This window comes from Pseudomonas sp. J452, from assembly GCF_024666525.1.
In the GTDB taxonomy this organism is placed as follows: domain Bacteria; phylum Pseudomonadota; class Gammaproteobacteria; order Pseudomonadales; family Pseudomonadaceae; genus Aquipseudomonas.
In genome coordinates this window covers 4230870-4253553 of sequence record NZ_CP088294.1, presented here as the reverse complement: position 1 = coordinate 4253553, position 22684 = coordinate 4230870, and the positions used below count along the sequence as shown (strand labels likewise).

General features: G+C 64.9%; 20 protein-coding genes and 2 pseudogenes. 20 read left to right on the top strand and 2 right to left on the bottom strand.

The genetic code is table 11. The annotated features are described in order from the left end of the window. Positions 1–129: 129 nt before the first annotated feature. Positions 130–483: pseudogene (locus LRS11_RS19310) on the top strand (OmpA family protein); the annotation flags it as partial. A gap of 119 nt (positions 484–602) precedes the next feature. Beyond that, positions 603–1337, top strand: a complete 735-nt coding sequence (locus LRS11_RS19305) for an OmpA family protein (RefSeq protein WP_409519751.1) — start codon at positions 603–605, stop codon at positions 1335–1337. Positions 1338–1647: 310 nt separating this feature from the next. Here the strand turns inward: LRS11_RS19305 and LRS11_RS19300 are convergent, their stop codons facing one another. Beyond that, positions 1648–2112, bottom strand: coding sequence for a CopD family protein (locus tag LRS11_RS19300; protein WP_260494466.1), 465 nt, complete (start codon positions 2110–2112; stop codon positions 1648–1650). Positions 2113–2205: 93 nt separating this feature from the next. Between LRS11_RS19300 and dinG the strand changes: the two genes are divergently transcribed. The 11 genes and pseudogenes from dinG (at position 2206) to LRS11_RS19245 (ending at position 15702) form a co-directional block, all read left to right on the top strand. Continuing rightward, entirely contained in the window at positions 2206–4350 is a 2145-nt protein-coding gene (dinG, locus tag LRS11_RS19295) for an ATP-dependent DNA helicase DinG (RefSeq protein ID WP_260494465.1), read from the top strand. A 175-nt stretch (positions 4351–4525) separates the two neighbouring features. Next, complete coding sequence (locus LRS11_RS19290) at positions 4526–5362, top strand: SDR family NAD(P)-dependent oxidoreductase (RefSeq protein ID WP_260494464.1); 837 nt, start codon at positions 4526–4528, stop codon at positions 5360–5362. Between the two features lie 111 nt (positions 5363–5473). Further along, positions 5474–6496 (top strand): glycosyltransferase family 2 protein, encoded by a 1023-nt coding sequence (locus LRS11_RS19285; protein ID WP_260494463.1) that lies wholly within the window; start codon positions 5474–5476, stop codon positions 6494–6496. A gap of 73 nt (positions 6497–6569) precedes the next feature. Next, positions 6570–7532 (top strand): hypothetical protein, encoded by a 963-nt coding sequence (locus tag LRS11_RS19280; RefSeq protein WP_260494462.1) that lies wholly within the window; start codon positions 6570–6572, stop codon positions 7530–7532. Further along, complete coding sequence (locus LRS11_RS19275) at positions 7529–8251, top strand: hypothetical protein (RefSeq protein WP_260494461.1); 723 nt, start codon at positions 7529–7531, stop codon at positions 8249–8251. Before LRS11_RS19280 ends, LRS11_RS19275 begins: the two co-directional genes overlap by 4 nt. Further along, positions 8251–9375, top strand: a complete 1125-nt coding sequence (locus tag LRS11_RS19270; RefSeq protein WP_260494460.1) for a hypothetical protein — start codon at positions 8251–8253, stop codon at positions 9373–9375. Before LRS11_RS19275 ends, LRS11_RS19270 begins: the two co-directional genes overlap by 1 nt. A 74-nt stretch (positions 9376–9449) precedes the next feature. Continuing rightward, the gene (locus LRS11_RS19265) at positions 9450–11729 is read left to right on the top strand and encodes a beta-agarase (RefSeq protein ID WP_260494459.1); all 2280 of its coding nucleotides are present in this window, start codon (positions 9450–9452) and stop codon (positions 11727–11729) included. Positions 11730–11993: 264 nt separating this feature from the next. Beyond that, positions 11994–13139: a serine hydrolase domain-containing protein gene (locus LRS11_RS19260; RefSeq protein WP_260494458.1), complete on the top strand. Its 1146-nt coding sequence runs from the start codon at positions 11994–11996 to the stop codon at positions 13137–13139. A 23-nt stretch (positions 13140–13162) separates the two neighbouring features. Then, a pseudogene (locus tag LRS11_RS19255) lies at positions 13163–13849 on the top strand (OmpA family protein); the annotation flags it as partial. Positions 13850–13892: 43 nt separating this feature from the next. After that, positions 13893–14540, top strand: a complete 648-nt coding sequence (gene pdxH, locus LRS11_RS19250; RefSeq protein ID WP_260494456.1) for a pyridoxamine 5'-phosphate oxidase — start codon at positions 13893–13895, stop codon at positions 14538–14540. 22 nt (positions 14541–14562) lie between these two features. After that, positions 14563–15702, top strand: coding sequence for a glycerate kinase (locus LRS11_RS19245; RefSeq protein ID WP_260494455.1), 1140 nt, complete (start codon positions 14563–14565; stop codon positions 15700–15702). On the opposite strand, the gene LRS11_RS19240 is transcribed toward LRS11_RS19245, so the two are convergent. Then, positions 15687–15923, bottom strand: a complete 237-nt coding sequence (locus LRS11_RS19240; RefSeq protein ID WP_260494454.1) for a hypothetical protein — start codon at positions 15921–15923, stop codon at positions 15687–15689. The genes LRS11_RS19245 and LRS11_RS19240 overlap by 16 nt on opposite strands. A 160-nt stretch (positions 15924–16083) precedes the next feature. Here LRS11_RS19240 and LRS11_RS19235 point away from each other — a divergent pair, with 160 nt between their 5' ends. The 7 genes from LRS11_RS19235 (at position 16084) to LRS11_RS19205 (ending at position 22478) form a co-directional block, all read left to right on the top strand. Further along, entirely contained in the window at positions 16084–16548 is a 465-nt protein-coding gene (locus LRS11_RS19235) for a glycine zipper 2TM domain-containing protein (RefSeq protein ID WP_260494453.1), read from the top strand. A gap of 226 nt (positions 16549–16774) precedes the next feature. Beyond that, positions 16775–19570 carry a monovalent cation/H+ antiporter subunit A gene (locus LRS11_RS19230; protein WP_260494452.1) on the top strand — a complete coding sequence of 932 codons (2796 nt, stop codon included), beginning with the start codon at positions 16775–16777 and terminating at the stop codon, positions 19568–19570. Further along, positions 19570–19905, top strand: a complete 336-nt coding sequence (locus LRS11_RS19225) for a Na+/H+ antiporter subunit C (RefSeq protein WP_260494451.1) — start codon at positions 19570–19572, stop codon at positions 19903–19905. Before LRS11_RS19230 ends, LRS11_RS19225 begins: the two co-directional genes overlap by 1 nt. Next, the gene (locus LRS11_RS19220) at positions 19902–21401 is read left to right on the top strand and encodes a monovalent cation/H+ antiporter subunit D (RefSeq protein WP_260494450.1); all 1500 of its coding nucleotides are present in this window, start codon (positions 19902–19904) and stop codon (positions 21399–21401) included. The genes LRS11_RS19225 and LRS11_RS19220 overlap by 4 nt, the downstream gene beginning before the upstream one ends. After that, positions 21398–21895 (top strand): Na+/H+ antiporter subunit E, encoded by a 498-nt coding sequence (locus tag LRS11_RS19215; protein WP_260494449.1) that lies wholly within the window; start codon positions 21398–21400, stop codon positions 21893–21895. Before LRS11_RS19220 ends, LRS11_RS19215 begins: the two co-directional genes overlap by 4 nt. Next, a complete protein-coding gene (locus LRS11_RS19210; RefSeq protein ID WP_182833385.1) occupies positions 21880–22149 on the top strand; it encodes a K+/H+ antiporter subunit F in 270 nt (89 codons plus the stop codon). Before LRS11_RS19215 ends, LRS11_RS19210 begins: the two co-directional genes overlap by 16 nt. Beyond that, entirely contained in the window at positions 22146–22478 is a 333-nt protein-coding gene (locus tag LRS11_RS19205) for a Na+/H+ antiporter subunit G (RefSeq protein ID WP_260494448.1), read from the top strand. The genes LRS11_RS19210 and LRS11_RS19205 overlap by 4 nt, the downstream gene beginning before the upstream one ends. Positions 22479–22684: the final 206 nt, after the last annotated feature.

The window sequence follows — 22684 nt, the reverse complement described above, 5'->3', positions numbered from 1 at the left end:
AGCTCGAGCTGGGCGGGTGGTGGTGCTGTGCTTGGCGCTGGTATGGCCGCAGCTTATTGCTGGGTCCACGGTGCTGAAGAGCAGGTGGCCGTTGTCGAAGAGGTTGTCGAGGAAGTGGTTGCTGAGCCTGCCGAGCCGGTTCGTGTTGAACTGGACGTCAAGTTCGACTTCGACAAGACCGCGGTCAAGGACGAAAGCCAAGGCGACATCAAGGCACTGGCTGACTTCATGAGTCAGTACCCGCAAACCACTACCGTGGTTGAAGGGCACACCGACTCCGTGGGCACCGATGCCTACAACCAGGGTCTGTCCGAGCGTCGTGCCAATGCCGTGCGTGATGTACTGGTCAACCAGTACGGCCTGTCGCCGGATCGCGTCAACGCTGCCGGTTATGGCGAGAGCCGCCCGGTTGCCGACAACGCTACCAGCGATGGTCGCGCCATCAACCGTCGTGTTGAGGCCGAGGTCGAAGCCCGTCCGTAATGCCGGGTCCCCAGCCTGCATAGCTGATATCTCGGCGACTGCAGGCTTGTACACTTAGGGGGACGGGTCTTTACTCCTGTGTTACCGGTAATCAACCGGTGACACAGGAGATCACCGCCATGAGAACAAGACTCTCAAGGGCTGCAGTACCCCTTCTCTTGGTCAGCAGTGTTCTTTCTGGTTGCGTCACTACTTCCAGTACGGGAGATGCGCCGCTAAACCAAGGGAACTGGCCGATTTGTACAGCGATTGGTGGCTTGGCCGGAGGCGGTCTTGGCGCAATCGAAAGTTCTGCTTGGGCAGCAGGAGGTGCGGTGGCCGGTGCGGTCATTGGAACCTTGATTTGTTATGCCCAGGACGGCGATCAGGATGACGATGGTGTATTCGACCGTCGTGACCGTTGCCCCGATACCCCACCCAATACTCCGGTTCACCATAATGGCTGCCCACTGCCGGTCTATCCGAGCGGCGAGGAACCCGCTGCGCCGGTTGTCGAGGTGAGCGAGGCGGTGCGTGTCGAGTTGGACGTGAAGTTCGACTTCGACAAGTCGGTGGTCAAGGAGGACAGCATGGCCGATATCCAGAGCCTTGCTGACTTCATGAAGCAGTACCCGCAGACCTCCACCGTGGTTGAGGGTCATACCGACTCCGTCGGCTCCGATGCCTATAACCAGGGCTTGTCCGAACGCCGTGCCAATGCCGTACGCGACGTACTGGTCAACCAGTACGGTGTAGAAGCAGGCCGGGTATCGTCGGTTGGCCATGGCGAAGCGCAACCTGTTGCCGACAACGAAACCGATGAAGGTCGAGCCGTCAACCGTCGGGTAGAAGCGGCGGTCGAGGCACAGCCCTAAGAACCTGTTCACGATCTTTTGGACTAGGGCCAGACAAGGCAAAAGCAGGCGAGGAAGCGGAGTTTACGAGCTGTAAATGAGCATCCGAGCCTGCTTTTAACGCGGTATGGCCGACGGACAGGAGTTCGTGGGCAGGTTCTAAGAGCTTGGCTACGATCGAACGCGCAGGGTCGGTTTGACTCGTATGGCAGCGTGTAACCGATCGTAGAAAGGTTCTAGCGGTTTGTACTGCAGTCTGTTCCTGCGCTATCGGCATGCCGGTAGCGCAGGGGCTTCCCCACGCAAAATCTCGTTCCAGTCGAACCGGTCATCAGAACAGCGGTCGTGCTGCGGCAATCGCCATCAGCGCCATGCCGATCAGCAGATTGATGCCCACCAGCTTGCGCATACGCCCTAGAGCCTCACCACCGGCTGGCCAGTTCTGTGCCGCGATGGCACGGCGCAGTTCCGGCAATTGCAGGAACTGGATACGCAGGAACAGCGCGAGCATGACGATATACAGGCCGATCATGATGTGCACGTAGCGCGGCGCGGTCTCGAAGCCGGCGAAGCGCAGGTGCAGCATGCCCATGCCGGATACCGGCAACACCAGCACGGCGAACCACACCCACTGGAAGAAACGGCGGAACACCTCGGCCCACAGGGTCAGGCGCGCCGGCGCCTCCAGCACGCTGACGGCAGCGGGGCGGAGGATCATCCAGGCGAAGAACATGCCGCCGACCCAGATCAGGGCGGCCAGCAGGTGCAGGGCGTATACAGCGGCGAAGGCAGTCATCGGGTTCTCCGTAAAGGCGGCGGTTAAGCATGGCGCGGCATCATAACCTGCCGGTAAACTACTGAGAATTTATCCAGTCTCTATTGCGCGCCCATGCTCAGTCCCGAACTCAAGTCCCAGATCCAGGGCGCCTACAGCCGTTTCCTCGAAGCCAAGAGCCTCAAGCCGCGCTATGGCCAGCGCCTGATGATCGCCGAGATCGCCAAGGTGCTCGGTGCCATCCAGCACAATGACGAAGGCCAGCGCGATGGCGAGGCTGCCGTGGTAGCAGTGGAAGCGGGCACCGGTACCGGCAAGACCGTGGCCTATGCTCTGGCTTCGATTCCCATCGCCAAGGCCGCCGGCAAGCGCCTGGTGATCGCCACCGCGACCGTGGCCCTGCAGGAGCAGATCGTCCATAAGGATCTGCCGGACCTGCTGCGCAACAGCGGCCTCAACTTCAGCTTCGCCCTGGCCAAGGGCCGTGGTCGCTACCTGTGCCTGTCCAAGCTCGACATGCTGCTGCAGGACGGCGAGGCCCAGGGCGCCACCGCGCAGATGTTCGCTGAAGAAGGTTTCCGCCTGGATGTCGACGAGAGCAGCCAGAAGCTGTTTACCGGGATGATCGAGAAACTCGCCGGCAATCGCTGGGACGGCGACCGCGACAGCTGGAGCGAGGAACTCGACGATGCGGTGTGGAGCCGCCTGAGCACCGACCACAGCCAGTGCACCAACCGCCATTGCCCGAACTTCGGCCAGTGCGCCTTCTACAAGGCGCGTGAGGGCATGACCAAGGTCGACGTGATCGTCACCAACCACGACATGGTCCTGGCTGACCTGGCCCTGGGCGGCGGTGCGGTACTGCCCGACCCGCGTGAAACCCTCTACGTGTTCGACGAAGGCCACCACCTGCCGGACAAGGCCATCGGCCACTTCGCCCACTTCACCCGCCTGCGCAGCACTGCCGACTGGCTCGGCCAGGTGGAGAAGAACCTGACCAAGCTGCTGGCGCAGAATCCGCTGCCCGGTGATCTCGGTCGGCTGATCGAGAAAGTACCGGAGCTGGCCCGCGATCTGCGCACCCAGCAGCAATTTATGTTCAGCGCCTGCGAGCAGCTGGCCGACTTCAAGGCCGGTGAGGACATGGAAGGCCGCGAGCGCCCGCGTCACCGCTTTGTTGGCGGCCTGGTGCCCGAGCATCTGCGCGAGCTGGGCATCGAGCTGAAGAAAGGCTTCTCGCAGCTGACCGATGTGTTCACCCGCCTCACCGAATTGCTCAAGGAAGCCATGGACGGCGAGGGCGCCGTTGGCATCGCCAGCCACCAGGCCGAGGAGTGGTACCCGCTGTTTGGCAGCCTGCTGGCCCGCGCCCAGGGCAACTGGGAGCTGTGGACCGCCTTCACCACTGAAGACCCGGAAGACAGCCCGCCGATGGCGCGCTGGTTGACCCTGGCCGAGAGCGGCGCGCTGTTCGATATCGAGGTCAACGCCAGCCCGATCCTCGCCGCCGAGACCCTGCGCCGCAATCTGTGGAATGTGGCCTACGGTGCCCTGGTGACCTCGGCCACGCTGACCGCGCTGAATAGTTTCGACCGCTTCCGCATGCGCGCCGGCCTGCCCAAAGCGGCAGTTACCGCGGTAGTGCCCAGCCCCTTCCTGCATGCCGATGCCGGGGTGCTCAAGGTGCCCGATCTCAAGGCCGACCCGCGCGATGCGGCGGCGCACACGGCGGCGATCATCCGTGACCTGGCCAGCCTGGTCGAAGGTTCGCGCGGCACCCTGGTGCTGTTCTCCTCGCGCAAGCAGATGCAGGACGTGTTCGACGGGGTTGACCGTGAATGGCGCAAGCGCGTGTTCATCCAGGGCAACCTGTCCAAGCAGGAAACCCTGAACAAGCACAAGGCACGGGTCGACAGTGGTGAGGAGAGCGTGCTGTTCGGCCTGGCCAGCTTCGCCGAAGGCGTCGACCTGCCCGGCGCCTATTGCGAACACGTGGTGATCGCCAAAATTCCCTTCGCCGTGCCGGACGACCCGGTGGAGGCGGCGCTGGCCGAATGGATCGAGGCGCGCGGCGGCAATCCGTTCATGGAAATCGCCGTGCCGGATGCCTCGCTCAAGCTGGTGCAGGCCTGTGGCCGGTTGCTGCGCACCGAAGAAGATCGCGGCACCATCACTTTGCTCGATCGTCGCGTGGTGACCCAGCGCTACGGCAAGGCGATTCTCAATGCCTTGCCGCCGTTTCGTCGCGAAATCAGCTGAGAGCCTGTCCACGATCTCTTGTCCGTCGGCCATGCTGCGTTGAAATTGGGCTCGGACTGCTCATTTACATTTCGTAAACTCCGCGTCCTCGCCCCATTTCGCCTGGCCTGGCTCTAGTCCAAAAGATCGTGAGCAGGCTCTAAGGCAACTCACCCACCGCCAAGGAGATGGCCGCATGACCCAGACTTCCCGTTCCATCCTGATCACCGGTTGTTCGACCGGCATTGGCTACGCCACGGCCGTGGCCTGTCGGGCGGCCGGCTGGCAGGTGTTTGCCTCGGCGCGCCAGGCCGAGGACGTGGCGCAGTTGCAGCGTGAAGGTTTCCACGCCCTGCAGCTCGACCTCGACGAGTCGGCCAGCATCCACAGCGCCCTGGCCCAGGTGCTGGAACAAACCGGCGGCACCCTGGATGCGCTGTTCAACAACGGCGGCTACGGCCAGCCCGGGGCTATTGAGGATCTGCCGCGCGCGGCCTGGCGCGAGCAGTTCGAGACCAATGTGTTCGGCCCCGCCGAGCTGACAGCCGCCGTGTTGCCGGTCATGCGGCGCCAGGGTCACGGGCGGATTCTGTTTAACAGCTCGGTGCTTGGCTATGCCGCGCTGCCCCTGCGTGGCGCCTACAACGCCTCCAAGTTTGCCATCGAGGGTCTGGTCGATACCCTGCGCCAGGAACTGACCGGCAGCGGTATCGAGGCGGTGCTGATCGAGCCGGGCCCAATCATCGCGCGCTTCCGTGCCAACAGCCTGCTGGCCCTGCGCAAGCATGTCGACACTAGTCGCGGCGCCCATGCGGCAGTCTATGCGCAGATGGAGGAACGCCTGGCCAAGGAGGGCGCGGCGGTCAAATACACCCTGCCGGCCGAAGCGGTGGCCGAGGTGGTGCTGCACGCCTTGCACCGCCGGGTGCCGCGTACCCGCTACCCGGTGACAGTGCCGGCCAAGCTGTTCCGTGTGCTCAACCGCCTGCTACCGGACCGCTGGCTCGATCGCATGAAACGCTCGACCGTCTAGCGCGTGGTATGCCCCAGGCGTGATCTGCTGCAAGCCGGCGCTTGCCGGGTGCTGCTACGCTGGCCGCGACGTAACTGATCTATTGGCTGCGCTGGCAGCCCGGGAGCACGGATGAACCTGCACGATCTGGCCGCACGCACGGCCCTGGTACTGGAAACCAACAACCTGCGCGGCGGCGCCGACCTGCAGCGAGTGGCCGGCAGTCTCGCTCGCCTGTTCGAACACCTGAAAGGGCAGAGCCTGCCGCTGACGCAACTGGCCCAGGTGATAGTGACCCATGACGGTTTGCCGGAGACTGTGTGCAAGGAGCTGGTTCAGGCTGCCGGGCTGTCTCTGCAGTTCGTCCTGATCGATGCGCAGACCGGCTACTACGCGGCGAAGAACCAGGGCTTTGCCGCCGTGCAGGCCGAGCGCTGCGATCACGTGGTGTTCGCCGACGCCGACTGCATTCCGGCAGCTGACTGGCTGGCACAACTGCTCCAGCCCTTGTGCGCCGAGCAGCCGCCAGCCGTGGTGGCCGGGCGTACCAGCTACAGCAACAGCCTGGCTGGCACGGCGCTGACCACCATCGACTTCATGTATTTCCCCAGTCCGCTGGCCACCGGTGCCACGCGTAACTTCTACGCCAACAACGTGGTGTTTCGCCGTGAGGTATTTGCCGAGCACGCCTATCAGGCCCTGGATGGCGTGTATCGCGCCCATTGCCAGGTGCTGGGTCTCAACCTGCAGGCCGCGGGTATCGCCCTGCACTATGCCGCGGCGGCGCATACCGAGCACCGCCTGCCGGATACCCGGGGCGAGGCGCTCAAACTACGCTGGATGCGTGGCCAGGACTCGGTCGGCCTGACCCCCTATCTGTTGCGTGCCTATCTGCCGCAGCGCCTGCAGTGGCTGGCTCGCAGCGGCCCGCTGGCGCCGCTGACCATCCTTCTGGCGCGGCTGTACTTCAGCCAACGTGCACTCAATCATCAGGACCTGCCGCCGTTGCGTGGCCTGCGTGGGTTGGTTGCGCGGGGCCTGATCCTGGCGTTCTCGCTGGTCGACATGGCGGGCGCACTGGCACGCGGCGTCGGCATCAATACCCTGGGGCGCACGGCAGCCGATGCCCAGGCGCTGTCTTATCACCGGGCCTGAGTGCTCCTCGCTAACGGAAGGGATTACCGTGAATAGATCGTTTAACCATCGCTTGGCTTTCCCCCGCTTGACCATGCTGCTGGCCCTGAGCCTGGGCAGTGGCATCACGCTGGCCGAAGAATTCAAGGGTCGCGGCGTGTTCCAGTTCGCCAGCGCCAGTGGTTGTCCCCTGGCCACGGCGGATACCCCGCTGAGCGAGTGCAATCGCATCGCTCTCGACGATGCCCATAGCCGTGCGCAGCTGGACAGCGCCAGCAAGACCCTGGTGTTACATAACAACCAGGATTACGCCGATGAAACGGTCATCGGCGATGTCCTGCTGCATGGCCGGGCGCGGGCAGAGAATGGCCAGCAGGTGCCGGTCAGCCTGCATCTGCTGATCAGCAAGGACGGCCAGGAATGGAGCACCAGCCTGCACGCCCATGCACCGGTAACCGGGGATCTGAGCGAGGTGCAGGTCGATCTCTATCAGGTGCAGGCCGACGTGGCGGGCAAGCGTCAATCCCTGCTGCAGCCGGATCATGCCCTGCAGGTGCTGACCTCTCCGTCGACCGCTGCGCGGCTGGCCAAGCAGTTCGTCCAGGTGCGTGACAACCGGGTCGAGGCGGCCAAGGCCGAGTATGCCGACATCACCATTGCGCTGGGCCTGGGCAAGGCCTCACTGCCGGCGCTACGTGCCAGCCTGCATGTGCCGGGAGGGCATGCTGACCTGGCCAAGACCCTGCACAACGGTAGCTGGAGCCTGGAGCTGCAGGCCCTGCGCAGCCGCCTGCCACTGTCGGTGATCCAGCGCGATTTGTTCCTCTTCGGTATGGAGCAGGTCGAACTGCTGCAGCCACTGCAGAGCGAGGGTTTCGCCAAGCACGAAAAACTCTTGCTCGGTGCGCGCGATGGCAAAGGCTATCTGAGCTATCGCGGCCAGCAGATCGATTACCCGCAGGCCGGCGTGGCTGCCCAGGCATTCCTCCAGGACAGCTTCATCGGCCTGGTGCTCAGTGGTCAGCAGCATGCTGTGGCGCCGGTTACGGCCCCATGAGTGCTGTGCAACAGGCGCTGTTCGCCGCGCCGCCGCTGGGTGGCTGGCCACGTCTGCAGGCCTTTCTGGTCGATCGCATCAAACGCGCCGCCTTGCGCCAGCTGCATGCCAGTCGTGCCGGCGAGCTGCTGTTGCTGCGTATCTACCTGATCGGTGAAGAGGCGACCGAGCAGACCCTGCAGCATGAAATGCTGGCGAACCCGCCGGCCTGGCTGGAGCGCCAGGTGCAGCAGCACCTGCTGGAAGAGCAGGAACACAGCGCGCTATTCGCCGCGGCCATGCGTGAGCGCGGCATGCAGCCGCCCAGCGAGTTGCGCCCCGATCGCCTGAGTCAGGCCAAGATCCGCCGCTGGCAGCGCATTGCCCGTCGTCATGCCCCACATTTCCAGCAGGGCCTGCTGGTGCCGGCCTATGCCATCGGCCTGTGTGCCGAACAGATGGCCGAACGGGTGCTGAGTCGCCATTGCGCGGTACTGCCCGCCGACCATCCGTTGCAGGGCCTGCTCGGCCGGGTGCTCAGCGATGAGCGCAAGCATGTGCGCTTGTGCATGCGTACCCTCGGCCTGAGCGTGGCCGAGCATGAGCAGCCGCGTCTGCAACAGCTGCTGGCCGAGGCCCGTGCGGTGGACCGCGCCTGGGGCGTCAGCGCTGCCGTGGCCATGTACCTGGCTGGAGTCGCCCTGCGCTTGCGGGCTGGCGGGTGGCGACGGAGCCACTGATGACTGCGCGGATTCTCTACCTGGCCACCGCCGATGCCCGTGGCCACCTGATGCGTGCGCAACTGCTCACCCATGCCTTGCGCGCGAAGGGCGCCGACGTGACGGTGCTGACCACCTCCGACGAGGGTGTGGCTTTCCTCGCCGAGTTCGGTATCGCGGCCGAGGTGCTGTCGCGGCACTACGCCGTGCAGTTTGATGAACAGCAGAACATGCAGCGTGCGGCGACCGACCGCACCGTGGCCCGCTACCTGTTCGATCCACGCCAGATGCTGCGCGATATCTGGCGGTTGCGCCGCTACCTGGCCAGGGTCGACTTGCTGGTCAACGACTCCTTCCATCCGGCACTGCTGGTGATGGGTTGCCTGCCAGGCTGGCGGCGCAAGATCGTCCATGTGTATGGCGCCAGCCTGCGCCAGGCGCTGCAGAGCAACTTTCACGGGCGCCTGCCCGCCTGGCTGGCGCGCGCCTTTGCCGCGGCCATCGCCTTCGAACTGGGGCGTGCGCGTGCCCGTCTGCAGCATGACTTCGCCTATCTCGACGCCAGTGAAACTGCGCCCGGCAGCTTCAATCTGCCGACACCGGTCGCTCTGGCAGAACGCCCGGCAGGGTTGCCGGCGTCGTGCGTGGCGCTCTACCTCAACCCGCACTTCCGTGATCCGGCCCTGGCTGCTGGCCTGGAGAAGGGCTTGGCGCAGGCAGGCCTGGCCAGTCTGCGGGTGGGCGAGGGCTATGCCGGGCGCGCCGGCTGGCTGGCCCGCGATCCGCGCTGGATCGATGCGGCGGCGCATAGCGCGCTGATCATCTCGGCGCCGGGCATGGCCGCGCTGTCGGTGGCGCAGGTCTATCGGCGGCCGATCCTGCTGCTGGTCAGCGATCAACCAGAGCAACTGAGCAATGCCCGGCGCGCCGCCGAACTCGGGCTGTGCCATGAGGTACTGGTCTGGCGGGGGGATGTAGCGCATTTCGCCGAGCAACTGGCGGCGGCCAGTCGGCGCCTGACGGCAGCCAGTGCCGACGAAGCGCCAGGTGCGGGGCAGGTGCATGCCCAGCGCCGCCTGGATCTCTGGGTCGATTGCCTGCTGGGGTTGCCCGGGAGCGATGGAAAGGGCCGGGTAGAGCGCTAGTCGGAATAAACTCGGACTGGCATCAGCGGCCCGACCTGTTGTCTACTGGCGCGTCGTCCCGGAGTGCCCGTCACATGATTCGCCGCTCGTTGCCCGCCGCCTTTGCCCTGTTGCTGTCTGCCCCGCTGTTTGCTGCGCCCGCGCAGCCACAGACCCTGTTCAATTTCGTCCGTCCGCTGGATGCCGTGCAGGTCGCTACCGAGCAGGCCAACCTGCCGCAACTGACGGCCGAGCCCACAGCGGACGGCGAGGTGTTGCGCCGCGTGGTGTTCAACGCCGCCGAGCGGCCGAGCCTGACGCTGACGCCGCAGAGTGGCGATTGGGACTGGTCGCAGACCGAGGCCATGAGCCTGCGGATCCAGAATGCGATGGACTGGGCAATCACCCTCGACGTCAGCATCACCAGTCGCGATGGCAAGTCGCTCACCAGCCGTATCGCCTTGCCCGCCGGGCCGGCGCAAACCCTGCTGGTGCCGCTGGCTGCCACATCGCCGCTGGCCCAGGGCATGCGTGCCGGCCCGCCGATGCCGATCACCGTCGCCGGGCAGCGGGTGTTGCTGGCGGAAAACGTGGCCGGTGAGCTGAGTGCGGCCCAGGTCAGCTCGGTCAGCCTGTCGCTGGCTAACCCGGATTCGCCGCAGAGCATCCTGCTGGGCCGTTTCGGTGTGCAGCCGCTGGCTGCCGTGCAGCAGGCCGCCTACAGCAGCATCATCGATGCCTGGGGCCAGTACAACCGCGGCCAGTGGCCGGAAAAGATCAGCAGTGACCAGCAATTGCGGGAGGCGGCTGGCCGCGAGCAGGCGCAGCTGAAAACCTGGCTGCAGCCGAAAACTGAACAGGATAGCTATGGCGGCTGGCTGAACGGCCCGCGCTTCGAGGCCAAGGGCTTCTTCCGCACCGAGAAGCAGGGTGAGCGCTGGTATCTGGTGACCCCAGAAGGGCATCCGTTCTATTCCCTCGGGGTCAATGCGGTCAGCGCCTGGCAGAGCCGTACCTATGTCGAGGGTCGCGAGGGCATGTTCAGTGCCTTGCCCAAGGAAGGCGAAGAACTGGCCATCTATTACGGCAAGAGCAACAGCCGCAGCGCCACCGGTGCGAATCGCGGCCGCGCGTTTGACCAGGGCCGCTGGTTCGACTTCTACCGGGCCAACTTGCAGCGCAGCTATGCGCAGCCTTGCCCGGCAGTTGCCCCGCCGCTGGCGGCTTCGCCCGCGCCGGTCGAACAGGACGTCACACCGTGCCCGCCCCCCGGCCTGGATGCCGCCCGTTGGACCGCACACAGCCTCGACCGTCTGCAGGCCTGGGGTTTCAATACCCTGGGCAACTGGAGCGATGACACCCTCGGCGTGGCCAAACGCATGCCCTACACCGTGCCACTGTCGATTTCCGGTGACTACGCCACCATCAGCACCGGCCTCGACTGGTGGGGTGGCATGCCCGATCCCTTCGATCCGCGCTTCGCCATGGCGGCCGAGCGGGCCATTGCGATCGCCAGTCGTGATCGCCGCGATGACCCCTGGCTGCTCGGCTTCTTCGCCGACAATGAACTGGCCTGGGCCGCACCGGGCGATGATCCCAAGGCGCGCTATGCGCTGGCCTACAGCACCCTGCGCCTGACCACCGATGTGCCGGCCAAGCGTGCGTTCCTCAAGCAGCTGCGTGACAAGTACCGTAACCACAATGGCTTGTCCAAGGCCTGGGGTATCCAGTTGGGGGCCTGGGAGCTGATGGAGGACCCGGGTTTCGAGGCGCCGCTGCCAAGCGCGGAGTACCCGCAGATCGAGGTCGATCTGCAGAGCTTCCAGCGCCTGCTGGCCGATACCTACTTCAAGACCATCGCCGATTCGCTGAAGTGGCACGCGCCCAATCACCTGTTGCTCGGCGGCCGTTTTGCCATCACCACGCCTGAGGCGATTGCCGCCTGCGCGCAGTATTGCGACGTGGTCAGCTTCAACTTCTACACCCGTGAGCCGCAGCATGGTTATGACTTCGCCGTGTTGCGCGCGCTGGACAAACCGCTGCTGATCAGCGAGTTCCATTTCGGCTCGCGTGATCGTGGGCCGTTCTGGGGTGGAGTGAGCGAGGTGTACAAGGAAGAGGAGCGTGGCCCGGCCTATGCCCACTTCCTCGACAAGGCCCTGCAAGAACCGAGCATTGTCGGCGTGCACTGGTTCCAGTACCTCGACCAGCCGGCCAGCGGCCGTCTGCTCGATGGCGAGAACGGCCATCTCGGCCTGCTCGGCATCACCGATCGACCTTGGCAGGGCTTCGTCGAGGCGGTGCGCAAGGTCAACCTGCAGGTGCCGGGCAAGGTGCTCAAGTCGACCCAGCAGCCGGTCGCGACGCAACCTTAGAACCTGTTTACGATCTCCTGACTCGCGGCCATACCGCGTTAAAAACGACCTCGGAATGCTCATTTACAGCTCGTAAACTGCGCTTCCTCCGCCGTTTTTGCCTTGTCTGGCTCTAATTCAGAAGATCGTAAACAGGTTCTTAGAGTCCTATACAGGTTCTGGGGGCACCGTTGGTCTAACAGTCAGTCTTGGGCAAATAGCCAGGATTCACAGAAGCGCCTGGTACTGGAACAATGCCGGCCAGGTTGACCGAGGAGTATCAGGTTGCAAGTCCAGGGCTATTTCGACCTGCGTTTCGAAACGCTGAAAGAGGCGTTCGGCGAACTATTCAGTGATGTCCAGGAGCGCGGCGCCGCGCTCTGCGTGCAGATCGGCGGGGAAACCGTGGTCGACCTGTGGGCCGGTGTGGCTGACAAGGACGGCGAGCAGGCCTGGCACAGCGACACCATTCTCAATCTGTTTTCCTGCACCAAACCCTTTGCCGCCGTAGCAGCCCTGCAACTGGTCGGCGAGGGCAAGCTCGACCTGGATGCGCCGGTGGCGCAGTACTGGCCCGAGTTTGCCGCCGCAGGCAAGGAACGCATCACCCCGCGCCAGTTGCTGGCGCACACCGCGGGTTTGCCGGCCCTGCGCGAGATGCTGCCGGCCGAGGCGCTGTATGACTGGCAGCAGATGACCACGGCCCTGGCCAGCGAGCAGCCTTGGTGGACGCCCGGTACGGGCCACGGCTATGCCGCGATTACCTACGGTTGGCTGATCGGCGAGCTGCTGCGGCGGATCGATGGACGTGGCCCGGGCGAATCGATCGTGGCACGCATCGCCAAGCCACTGGGTCTGGACTTTCATGTCGGCCTGGCCGACAGCGAATTCGAGCGCGTAGCGCATATCGCCCGCAAGAAGGGCGACATGGGCGATGCCGCCGCGCAGCGCCTGCTGCGTTGCATGATGAGCGAACCGGCGGCCATGAGTACGCGCGCGTTCGCCAACCCGCCGTCTATCCTCACCAGCACCAACAAACCGGAGTGGCGGCGCATGCAGCAGCCGGCGGCCAATGGCCACGGCAATGCCCGGGCGCTGGCCGGCTTCTATGCGGGCCTGCTCGATGGGCGTCTGCTCGAAGCCGAACAGCTGAATGAAATGACCCGCGAGCATGCCTGTGGCGAAGATAAGACTTTGCTCACCCAAACCCGTTTTGGTTTGGGTTGCATGCTCGATCAGCCAGATGTGGCCAACGCCACCTATGGCCTGGGGCGCAAGGCGTTTGGCCATCCGGGCGCAGGCGGCTCGGTGGGTTTTGCCGACCCGCAGCGCGAAGTTGCCTTTGGTTTCGTCACCAACAGCCTTGGCCCCTATGTATTGATGGATCCGCGTGCGCAGAAGTTGGCGCGTGTGCTGGATCAGTGTCTTTGAACCCTGTTTTATGGAAGGTCGAAATGCATAAAAATTCCCTGGCCCTACTGTTCTGCTTCAGTCTCGCTGCCTGTGCTGGTTCTGCCGACAAGGCGAATGAATCCGCTTCTGCCGACAGCAACTGGTGGTCCTTTGGCAGCGCGCAGAAGAGCAAGCCAAAAGCCGAAGCCAAGGCAGTACCCAAGGTCGATCACCAGCTCACCGATGCCTGGCTGGACGAGTACGAGCCGCGCCTGCGCGAAGCGCTGAAAGGCAGCAAGATGCAGCTGGAGCGCCAACAGAACGTACTGGTGGTTACGGCCCCGGTGGACAGTTCGTTCAACCCGGATCGCCCGAGCATGCTGATGCCGGCGGTGCTCGGTCCTTTCACCCGGGTAGCCAAGATCCTCGAGAAAGACCCGCGCACGGCGGTGCTGATCCTTGGTCACGCCGACAGCAAGGGCCAGGTCGAAGACAACCGCAAGCTCAGCGAGGACCGCGCCAAAGCCGTCGCTTCGATCTTCCGTCTCAGCGGCCTGCAGCGTGATCGCCTGTTGCTCAAGGGCGTGGGTTCGAACATGCCGCGCGCCGCCAACGACAGCAACGAAGGCCGTGCCCTGAACCGCCGTGTGGAAATTGTCCTGACTCCGCAGAAAACCCTGGTGGCGCTGCTGGCCAAGTACAACCAGCCGGCCGCACCGAGCAAGACTGTCGCAGATCAAGGTCCGAAGGTTGCCGTGGAATAAACTGAGCCATCATTCCAAGGAGAGTCCTATGGCCCAGTCCCTGGCCGATATGCGCCGCGACTACACGCGTGATGGCCTCAGTGAAGCGCAGGCGCCGGCTGAGCCATTCAGCCTGTTTCGTCAGTGGTTTGCCGATGCGGTGAAAACCGAGCAACTGCCGGTTGAACCGAATGCCATGACCCTGGCCACGGTCGATGGCGATGGCCGTCCGCATTGCCGGGTGCTGCTGCTCAAGGGCCTGGACGAGCACGGTTTCACCTTCTTCAGCAACTACGACAGTGCCAAGGGCGAGCAGCTGGCGGCTCGCCCCTTTGCCGCCATGACCTTCTTCTGGCCCAGCCTGGAGCGCCAGGTGCGCATCGAGGGGCGGGTGGAAAAGGTCAGTGCCGAGGAATCGGATGCCTACTTCCAGGTGCGCCCGCTGGGCAGTCGCCTGGGGGCCTGGGCTTCGCCGCAGAGCCGGGTGATCGCCGATCGTGCCGAGCTGGAAGGCCTGCTCGCGGAAACCGAGCGACGCTTTCTCGACAGCGCCCCGCATTGCCCGCCGCACTGGGGCGGCTATCGCCTGCTGCCCGAGCGCATCGAGTTCTGGCAGGGGCGCGCCAGTCGCCTGCACGACCGTCTCAACTATCGCCTGCTGAATGACGCCTGGCAGCGCGAGCGCCTGGCGCCCTGACGCGCGGTCAGCGCCTGCTGCCATGAAGATCGTTATCGCTCCCGACTCCTTCAAGGAGAGTCTCTGCGCCGCCGCGGTGGCCGAGGCCATTGGCCGCGGCTGGCGGCAGGTGTTTCCGCAGGCTGAGATTGTCCTGCTACCCATGGCCGATGGCGGCGAGGGCACGGTCGATGCGCTGCTCGCCGCAGTCGGTGGCGAACGTCGCGAGTGCCAGGTGCGTGGTCCGCTCGGCACGCCGGTGCGCGCGCATTGGGGCTGGCTGGGCAACGCCACGGCGGTGCTCGAAATGGCCGCCGGCAGTGGCCTGCACTGGGTCGCGCCCGCCGAGCGGGATGCCACTCTTAGCAGCACTTTCGGCACCGGCGAACTGATCCGCGAGGCGCTGGAAGCGGGTGCCACACGGATCATTCTCGGCCTGGGCGGCAGTGCCAGCAACGATGGCGGTGCCGGCCTGCTGCAGGCGCTGGGCGTGCGCTTGCTCGATTGTCACGGCGTCGAGCTGGCCCCCGGCGGCGCGGCGTTGGCCGGGCTGGAACGACTGGACATCAGTGGATTGGACCCACGCTTGCAGCAGGTGCGGGTCGAGGTCGCGGCCGATGTCGACAACCCGCTGTGCGGGCCGCGCGGTGCCTCCTTTGTATTCGGCCCGCAAAAGGGCGCCAGCCCGACGCAGGTCGAGCAACTGGATAGCGCACTGGCGCACTACGCGCAGTGTGTCGCCGCCGTCCTGGGGGAGGATCACCGCGACTTTCCCGGAGTCGGTGCGGCTGGCGGCCTGGGCTTTGCTTGCAAGGCGTTCCTGCATGCGAGATTTCGTCCCGGCATCGAACTGGTGGCCGAGCTGTCCGGCCTGGCGCAAGCGCTGCAAGGAGCCGACCTGCTGATTACCGGAGAAGGGCGGCTGGATGCGCAGAGCCTGCATGGCAAGACGCCGGTCGGCGTCGCCCGCATCGCCCAGGCTGCCGGGGTGCCGGTGATCGCCCTGGCGGGGAGCCTGGGGGTGGACTACCAGGCGCTGTATGGCGCCGGTATTGCCGCGGCATTTAGCCTCACGCCGGGTCCAGTCAGCCTGGAGCAGGCCTGCGCCAGCGCTGCTGTCGAGCTAGAAGCGCGCAGTGTCGACCTGGCTCGCCTGTGGCGTCTGGCTCAGGCGGCGCGGTAGGACTCGGCGGCTTGTTGCAGCCAGGCCGGCAGATCACGGCGTTTGATGCCAGCGGTCTTGGCTTCGGCCAGGCGTTCGAGCATATAGGCGCGCTTGGCCGGATCGCCGTTGGCCAGTGAGAGTGCCAGGTCACGGTCCATCCAGCGCTTGATGCGCACATACAGCCACCAGTGAAAATACAGGCCGGCGGCGCTGGTAATGATGACGATGAAATAATCCATGGCTGATCCTGTGCTATTGCTGGTCTTACCCTAACGAAAGCGTGTGGCGCCGGGAATCGGGCCTGTTGTCGCGGTTCTCTTCTAAATTCACAGTGGAGCAGCGGTGACAGGGCGCAATGGGCGCGGTCTAATGTTCACTGTCTTACACGGAGAGAACCAAATGCGTAAATCCATGCTGTTGACTGCAGCTTTTGCTGCCCTGGCGCTGACCCTCGGTGGTTGCGTTTCCAACCTGAGCGGCGATAGCTACAGCCGTGACGAGGCGCGCAAGGTGCAGACGGTTCGCCTGGGGACTATCGAAATGCTGCGCCCGGTGAAGATTGAGGGGACCAAGTCGCCCATCGGCACAGGGGCCGGCGCGATCATCGGTGGTGTGGCTGCAAGCGGCATCGGCGACGGTCGCGGTGCTGCGGTGGCGGCGGTGATTGGTGCCCTGGCGGGTGGTTTCCTCGGCTCCATGACCGAGGAAGGTCTGACCCGTACCCAGGGCGTGGAAATCACCGTGCGCGAAGACGACGGCACCCTGCGCGCCTACGTGCAGCAAGTGCAGGAGAACGAGATTTTCCGCGTCGGTGAGCGTGTACGCATCATGACCGTCGACGGCACCAGCCGCGTCGCTCACTGATAGCCAGATGGCCCGGTATTTGCCGGGCCGTTTCACTAGTGGCTCTATCAGCTTCTAGTGGTTGGATAAATTTTGGTAATAATTCGTCCATGACTTGCCCCCTGTGGTTATGGATAATCGGCGACTAGTTTTGCGCTGAAGGCGCAGAGGCGTTCAGGACGATTGGTTCTGCGCAGGCATCGCCGGCACCCGGCGGGCCGCTGCAGGCCTGCTGTGGGGAGAGTCAATGGAGCTGTTGCTCATCGTCGGATTGCCGTTTCTCGGCGCCTTGCTTCCCGTCCTGTTCGAGCGCCATGGCCGTCTGGCCTGCAGCCTGGCCACTGCCCTGGCACCGCTGCTCGCCCTGGGTTGGCTGCTGTGGCTGACTCCGCAGGTATTCGCCGGCGAGGTGCTGCTGGTGAGCCAGCCCTGGCTGCCGCAGCTGGGTTTCAATCTGTCGCTGCGCCTGGATGGCCTGGCCTTGCTGTTTGCCCTGCTGATCCTCGGTATCGGCCTGCTGGTGATCCTCTACGCCCGCTACTACCTCTCCGAGCGCGAGCCGATCGGCCGCTTCTTCAGTTACCTGCTGCTGTTCATGGGCGCCATGCTCGGCGTGGTGCTGTCGGAAAACCTGCTGCTGATGCTGACCTTCTGGGAGCTGACCAGCCTGTCGTCGTTCCTCCTGATCGGCTTCTGGGGCGCGCGCAGCGACGCCCGCAAGGGCGCGCGCATGGCCCTGGCGGTGACCGGTGGCGGTGGCTTGGCCTTGCTTGCCGGTATCCTGCTGATCGGCCACATGGTCGGCAGCTTCGAGCTGAGCGCGGTGCTCGCCAGCGGCGATCTGATCCGCGCCCACGCCCTTTATCCCGTGGCGCTGGTGCTGGTGCTGCTGGGTGCCTTCACCAAGTCGGCGCAGTTTCCCTTCCACTTCTGGCTGCCGCACGCGATGGCGGCGCCGACGCCGGTGTCGGCCTATCTGCACTCGGCGACCATGGTCAAGGCCGGGGTATTCCTCCTCGCACGGCTGTATCCAGCGCTGTCCGGCTCGGACCTGTGGTTCTACCTGGTCAGCCTCGCTGGCTTGGCGACCTTGTTGCTGGGCGCATTCATGGCGCTGTTCCAGCACGACCTCAAGGGTTTGCTGGCGTACTCGACCATCAGCCACCTGGGCCTGATCACCCTGCTGTTCGGCCTCGACTCGCCGCTTTCCAACGTCGCTGCGGTGTTCCACATTATCAACCACGCGACCTTCAAGGCTTCGTTGTTCATGGCGGCGGGGATCATCGACCATGAGACCGGCAGCCGCGACATGCGCCGCATCAACGGCATGTGGAAGTACCTGCCGCACACCGCGGTGCTGGCTATGGTGGCGTCCTCGGCGATGGCCGGGGTGCCGCTGCTCAACGGTTTCCTGAGCAAGGAGATGTTCTTCGGCGAGGCGTTGCAGCAGGCCCAGCTGGGCAGCTTCAATTGGGTGATCCCGGCAGCGGCGGTGCTGGCCGGGGTGTTCTCGGTGGCCTATTCGCTGCGTTTCGTGCACGACGTGTTCTTCAATGGCGAACCGGTCAACCTGCCCAAGTTCCCGCCCCACGAGCCGCCGCGTTACATGAAGGTGCCGGTTGAGATCCTGGTGTTCCTCTGCCTGCTGGTGGGCATGTTGCCTGGCTACACCGTGGCACCGCTGCTGGCGGTGGCGGCGCAGGCCAGCCTGGGCGGCACGTTGCCGGCCTATGACCTGGCGGTCTGGCATGGCTTCAACCTGCCGCTGCTGATGAGTGCTGTGGCAACGGTCGGTGGCATTCTCGTGTATGTCTGTCGCCAGCCGTTGTTCCGCTGGTATGCCGGACTGCCGGAAGTGGACGCCAAGCTGGTTTTCGAGCAGCAGGTGCAGCGGGTCACGGCCTTCGCCCGTTGGCTGACCGGTTTGCTGGAAAATGGCTCGCAGCAGCGCTACCTGGCGCTGCTGCTGGGCAGCGCCCTGGTAGTGAGCGGCGTCGCTCTGGCGCCCCTGATGCAACTGGGCGGTACACGCGCGCTGACGCCGCTGGATGGCATCACCGCGCTGGGCCTGGTGCTGCTGGCGGTGAGTGGCGTGCTGACCGCGATCTTCCATCGCCAGCGTTTGGTCGCACTGCTGATCCTCGGTGTTGGCGGCATGCTGGTGGCGTTGGCCTTCGCCCGTTTTTCCGCCCCGGACCTGGCGCTGACCCAGCTGGTGGTCGAGGTGGTAACCCTGGTGCTGCTGGTGCTGGCACTGTATTACCTGCCGTCGCGCACGCCGGAGGAAAGCTCCAGCCTGCGCGGTCTGCGCGACTTCATCCTGGCCGGCGGCTGCGGGGTGATGGTGGCCTTGCTGGCCTACGGCGTGCTGACCCGGCCCTATGCCGGGATCGCCGAGTTCTTCCTGGCCAATAGCGTCAGTGGTGGCGGTGGCACCAACGTGGTCAACGTGATCCTGGTCGACTTCCGCGGCTTCGATACCCTGGGCGAGATCACCGTGCTGGCGATTGCCGCGGTGGGCATCGTCGCCATGCTCAACGGCCTGCATCTGCGCAATCCGACCTGCGACCCGCAGGGGCGGCGCTGGGCCTGGGCCAAGTACCCGCTGATCCTCAAGACCCTGTCGCGCCTGCTGTTGCCGCTGGCGATTCTGATCTCGGTGTTCATCTTCCTGCGTGGGCACAACCTGCCGGGTGGCGGTTTCATCGCCGGGTTGATCACCGCGGTGGCGCTGATCCTGCAATTCATTGCCAATGGTGTGGCCTGGGTCGAGGAGCGTCTGCCGCTGAACTACCAGCGCATGGCTGGCGTCGGTGTGTTGCTCGCCGGGCTCACCGGGCTGGGCAGCTGGGCCTTCGGCCGGCCATTCCTGACTACGGCGTTCGGCCACTTCGAGCTGCCGCTGGTGGGCGAGTTCGAACTGGCCACGGCCATGCTGTTCGATCTCGGCGTGTTTTTCACGGTGGTGGGCGCCACGCTGCTGATCCTGGTCAACCTGGGGCGGGTCAGCCTGGCCCCGCCTGCCAGCGAGGAGATTCACTGATGGAGGCGCTGTTTGCCGTGACCCTGGGCCTGCTCACCGCCAGCGGCGTGTACCTGTTGCTGCGCGCGCGCACCTTTGCCGTGGTGCTGGGGCTGACGCTGTTGTCCTACGCGGTCAACCTGTTCCTGTTCGCCATGGGCCGTCTGAGCGGCTCGCCGGCGGTGCTGGGGCAGGGCGGGGTTCCGGCCGATCCGGTACCGCAGGCGCTGGTGCTCACCGCCATCGTCATCGGCTTCGCCATGACCGCGTTCCTGGTGGTGCTGGCCCTGCGTGGCGTTGCCGACCTGGGTAATGACCATGTCGACGGGCAGCAGGATGAGGAGACGGCGCCGTGAGTCATTGGCTGATCCTGCCCATCCTGCTGCCGCTGTTTTGTGGCGGTGTGCTGCTGGTGCTGCCGTCCCACGAGCGGCTCAAGCGCGGCCTGTCGGTGCTCGCCACCCTGGCTCTGTTGCCGTTGAGCTTGGCCCTGCTGGTTCAGGCCGATAGCGGCCCCTTGCAGGTCTATGCGTTGGGCGACTGGCGTGCGCCGTTCGGCATCGTGCTGGTGCTCGATCGTCTGGCCGCGCTGATGCTGTTGGCCACGGCGGTGCTGGCCAGCGCCGCGGTGCTTTATGCGGTGCGCGGCGATGACCGCGCCGGGCCGCGCTTTCATGCGCTGTTCCAGTTCCAACTGCTCGGGGTCAACGGCGCGTTCCTGACGGGCGACCTGTTCAACCTGTTCGTGTTTTTCGAAATCCTGCTGATCGCCTCCTACGCCTTGCTCCTGCATGGCGGCGGCGCGCAGCGGGTGAGGGCAGGGCTGCATTACGTGGTGCTCAACCTGTGTGGTTCGGCGCTGTTCCTGATCGCGGTTGGTACGCTGTATGGCCTGACCGGCACCCTGAACATGGCTGACCTGTCCGTGCAGGTGGCTGCCGCGACGGCCGATACGGCGCCGCTGCTGGCGGCGGCAGGGCTGCTCCTGCTGCTGGTGTTCGCCCTCAAGGCGGCGCTGCTGCCGCTGTACTTCTGGTTGCCACGCGCCTATGCGGTGGCCGGGGCGCCAGTGGCGGCGCTGTTCGCGATCATGACCAAGGTCGGCATCTACGCCATCCTGCGCGTGTACACGCAGATTTTCGGTGAAGGCGCCGGCCTGCTGGCCAATCTGGCTCAGGCCTGGCTGTGGCCGCTGGCGCTGGCGACCGTGCTGCTGGGTGCGTGCGGCGCACTGGCGGCGCGTACCCTGCAAAGTCTGCTGGCCTACCTGGTGGTGGTATCCGCCGGCACGCTGCTGGCGGTGATCGCCCTCGGTACGGCCGAAGCGCAGGCGGCAGCGCTGTATTACCTGCTGCACAGCACCTGGGTCGCTGGCGGCCTGTTCCTGCTGGCCGACCTGCTGGCTCGCCAGCGCGGCGACCAGGCCGGCGAGCTGGTGCAGGGCCCCGCGCTGGAACATCCGATGCTGCTCGGCGCGCTGTTCTTCTTCGGCGCGATTGCAGTGGTCGGTCTGCCGCCCTTGTCCGGTTTCTTCGCCAAGCTGCTGTTGCTCCAGGCGGTGCCGCCCGGTGGCCCGGCGCTGGTCTTGTGGAGCGTGTTGCTGGGGGCGGGCTTGTGCATTCTGGTGGCGCTCAGCCGTGCCGGCAGCACGCTGTTCTGGCGGGTCGGACGCAGTACCCTGGACAGCGCCGAGCTGGATCGCGGGCGCCTGCTCGTGACCCTGTTGCTGCTGGCCTGCAGCCTGCTTCTGGTCGCGCTGGCCGCGCCGCTGATCGACTACACCAAGGCTGCCGCCGCCCAGCTGCATGACATCGCCCAGTACCGGGCCATTCTCGCGGAGGGCGCGCCATGAGCCGCTGGTTGCCGCACCCGGCGCATAGCCTGCTGCTGTTGCTGACCTGGATGCTGCTGGTGGACACCTTCGCCTTTGGCCAGTGGTTGCTCGGCAGCGTACTGGCGATCGTCATTCCACTGCTGTTCAAGCGCCTGCTGATCGAGCATCCCAAGGGCTGGAAGCCTTTGAAATTTTTGCGTTTCCTGCTGATGGTGGTGGGCGACATCCTGGTCGCCAACTTCCATGTCGCGCGCCTGACCCTGGGCCGGATGAAGACCCTGCGTCCCGGCTTTGTCGAGGTGCCGATCGAGTTGGATAACGAACTGGCCATCAGCGTGCTGGTCAGCGTGGTGTCGCTGACCCCCGGCTCGCTGGCCGCCGACCTCAGCCTGAATAAGCGCACCCTGCTGGTCCACGGCCTCGATGTGCCGGACCCGCAAGCCATGATCGACGAGATCAAGCAGCGCTACGAGGCGCCGCTCAAGGAGATATTCCCATGCTCGCCTACGTGATCCCGCTGTGCCTGGCCATGCTCGGCCTGGCCCTGCTGCTGGCGGCGGCGCGTCTGGTCAAAGGCCCGAGCCTGCCGGACCGGGTACTGGCGCTGGACACCCTGTACATCAACGCCATCGCCCTGATCATCCTCTACGGCATCTGGCAGGGCAGCGAGCTGTTCTTCGAGGTGGCGCTGTTGATCGCCGTGCTCGGTTTTGTCAGCACCGTGGCGTTGGCCAAGTACATGTTGCGCGGAGATATCATCGAATGAGCCTGTGGCTGGAAATCCTCGTCTCGCTGTTGTTGCTGCTCGGCAGCGCCTTCGTGCTGATCGGCGCCATCGGCCTGTACCGTCTGCCGGACTTCTTCATGCGCCTGCACGGCCCGACCAAGGCCACCACCCTGGGGGTGGGCGGCCTGGTGCTGGCCTCGCTGATCTTCTTCAGCGTCGGTGAGCAGACCCTGAGCTCCCACGAGCTGCTGATCAGCCTGTTCCTGTTCATCAGCGCGCCGGTCAGCGCCTACATGTTGGCCAAGGCCGCGGTGTTGCACCAGTTGCCGCTGGCACAGAAGACCCGCGGCAAACCCTGGCAGCAGTAAGAACCTGTTCAAAGTCTCGCGAGCTAGAGTCAGGCAAGGAGAAATCGGGCGAAGAAGCGCAGTTTACGTGTTGTAAATGAGCATTCTGAGCCCGATTTCAACGTAGCATGGCCGAGGCGCAGCAGACATTGAACAGGTTCTAAACAGTTTTGCTGCCCCGCTGTGCCTGTTGGCGAGTTGCACGGGCGCTCTACACTTGCCTCTTT

Excerpts from the sequence above, each read along its gene's own strand:
- LRS11_RS19305 (WP_409519751.1), top strand. The coding sequence starts at position 603 with ATGAGAACAAGACTCTCAAGGGCTGCAGTACCCCTTCTCTTGGTCAGC.
- LRS11_RS19300 (WP_260494466.1), bottom strand. The coding sequence starts at position 2,112 with ATGACTGCCTTCGCCGCTGTATACGCCCTGCACCTGCTGGCCGCCCTG.
- dinG (WP_260494465.1), top strand. The coding sequence starts at position 2,206 with ATGCTCAGTCCCGAACTCAAGTCCCAGATCCAGGGCGCCTACAGCCGT.
- LRS11_RS19290 (WP_260494464.1), top strand. The coding sequence starts at position 4,526 with ATGACCCAGACTTCCCGTTCCATCCTGATCACCGGTTGTTCGACCGGC.
- LRS11_RS19285 (WP_260494463.1), top strand. The coding sequence starts at position 5,474 with ATGAACCTGCACGATCTGGCCGCACGCACGGCCCTGGTACTGGAAACC.
- LRS11_RS19280 (WP_260494462.1), top strand. The coding sequence starts at position 6,570 with ATGCTGCTGGCCCTGAGCCTGGGCAGTGGCATCACGCTGGCCGAAGAA.
- LRS11_RS19275 (WP_260494461.1), top strand. The coding sequence starts at position 7,529 with ATGAGTGCTGTGCAACAGGCGCTGTTCGCCGCGCCGCCGCTGGGTGGC.
- LRS11_RS19270 (WP_260494460.1), top strand. The coding sequence starts at position 8,251 with ATGACTGCGCGGATTCTCTACCTGGCCACCGCCGATGCCCGTGGCCAC.
- LRS11_RS19265 (WP_260494459.1), top strand. The coding sequence starts at position 9,450 with ATGATTCGCCGCTCGTTGCCCGCCGCCTTTGCCCTGTTGCTGTCTGCC.
- pdxH (WP_260494456.1), top strand. The coding sequence starts at position 13,893 with ATGGCCCAGTCCCTGGCCGATATGCGCCGCGACTACACGCGTGATGGC.
- LRS11_RS19245 (WP_260494455.1), top strand. The coding sequence starts at position 14,563 with ATGAAGATCGTTATCGCTCCCGACTCCTTCAAGGAGAGTCTCTGCGCC.
- LRS11_RS19240 (WP_260494454.1), bottom strand. The coding sequence starts at position 15,923 with ATGGATTATTTCATCGTCATCATTACCAGCGCCGCCGGCCTGTATTTT.
- LRS11_RS19235 (WP_260494453.1), top strand. The coding sequence starts at position 16,084 with ATGCGTAAATCCATGCTGTTGACTGCAGCTTTTGCTGCCCTGGCGCTG.
- LRS11_RS19230 (WP_260494452.1), top strand. The coding sequence starts at position 16,775 with ATGGAGCTGTTGCTCATCGTCGGATTGCCGTTTCTCGGCGCCTTGCTT.
- LRS11_RS19225 (WP_260494451.1), top strand. The coding sequence starts at position 19,570 with ATGGAGGCGCTGTTTGCCGTGACCCTGGGCCTGCTCACCGCCAGCGGC.
- LRS11_RS19215 (WP_260494449.1), top strand. The coding sequence starts at position 21,398 with ATGAGCCGCTGGTTGCCGCACCCGGCGCATAGCCTGCTGCTGTTGCTG.
- LRS11_RS19210 (WP_182833385.1), top strand. The coding sequence starts at position 21,880 with ATGCTCGCCTACGTGATCCCGCTGTGCCTGGCCATGCTCGGCCTGGCC.
- LRS11_RS19205 (WP_260494448.1), top strand. The coding sequence starts at position 22,146 with ATGAGCCTGTGGCTGGAAATCCTCGTCTCGCTGTTGTTGCTGCTCGGC.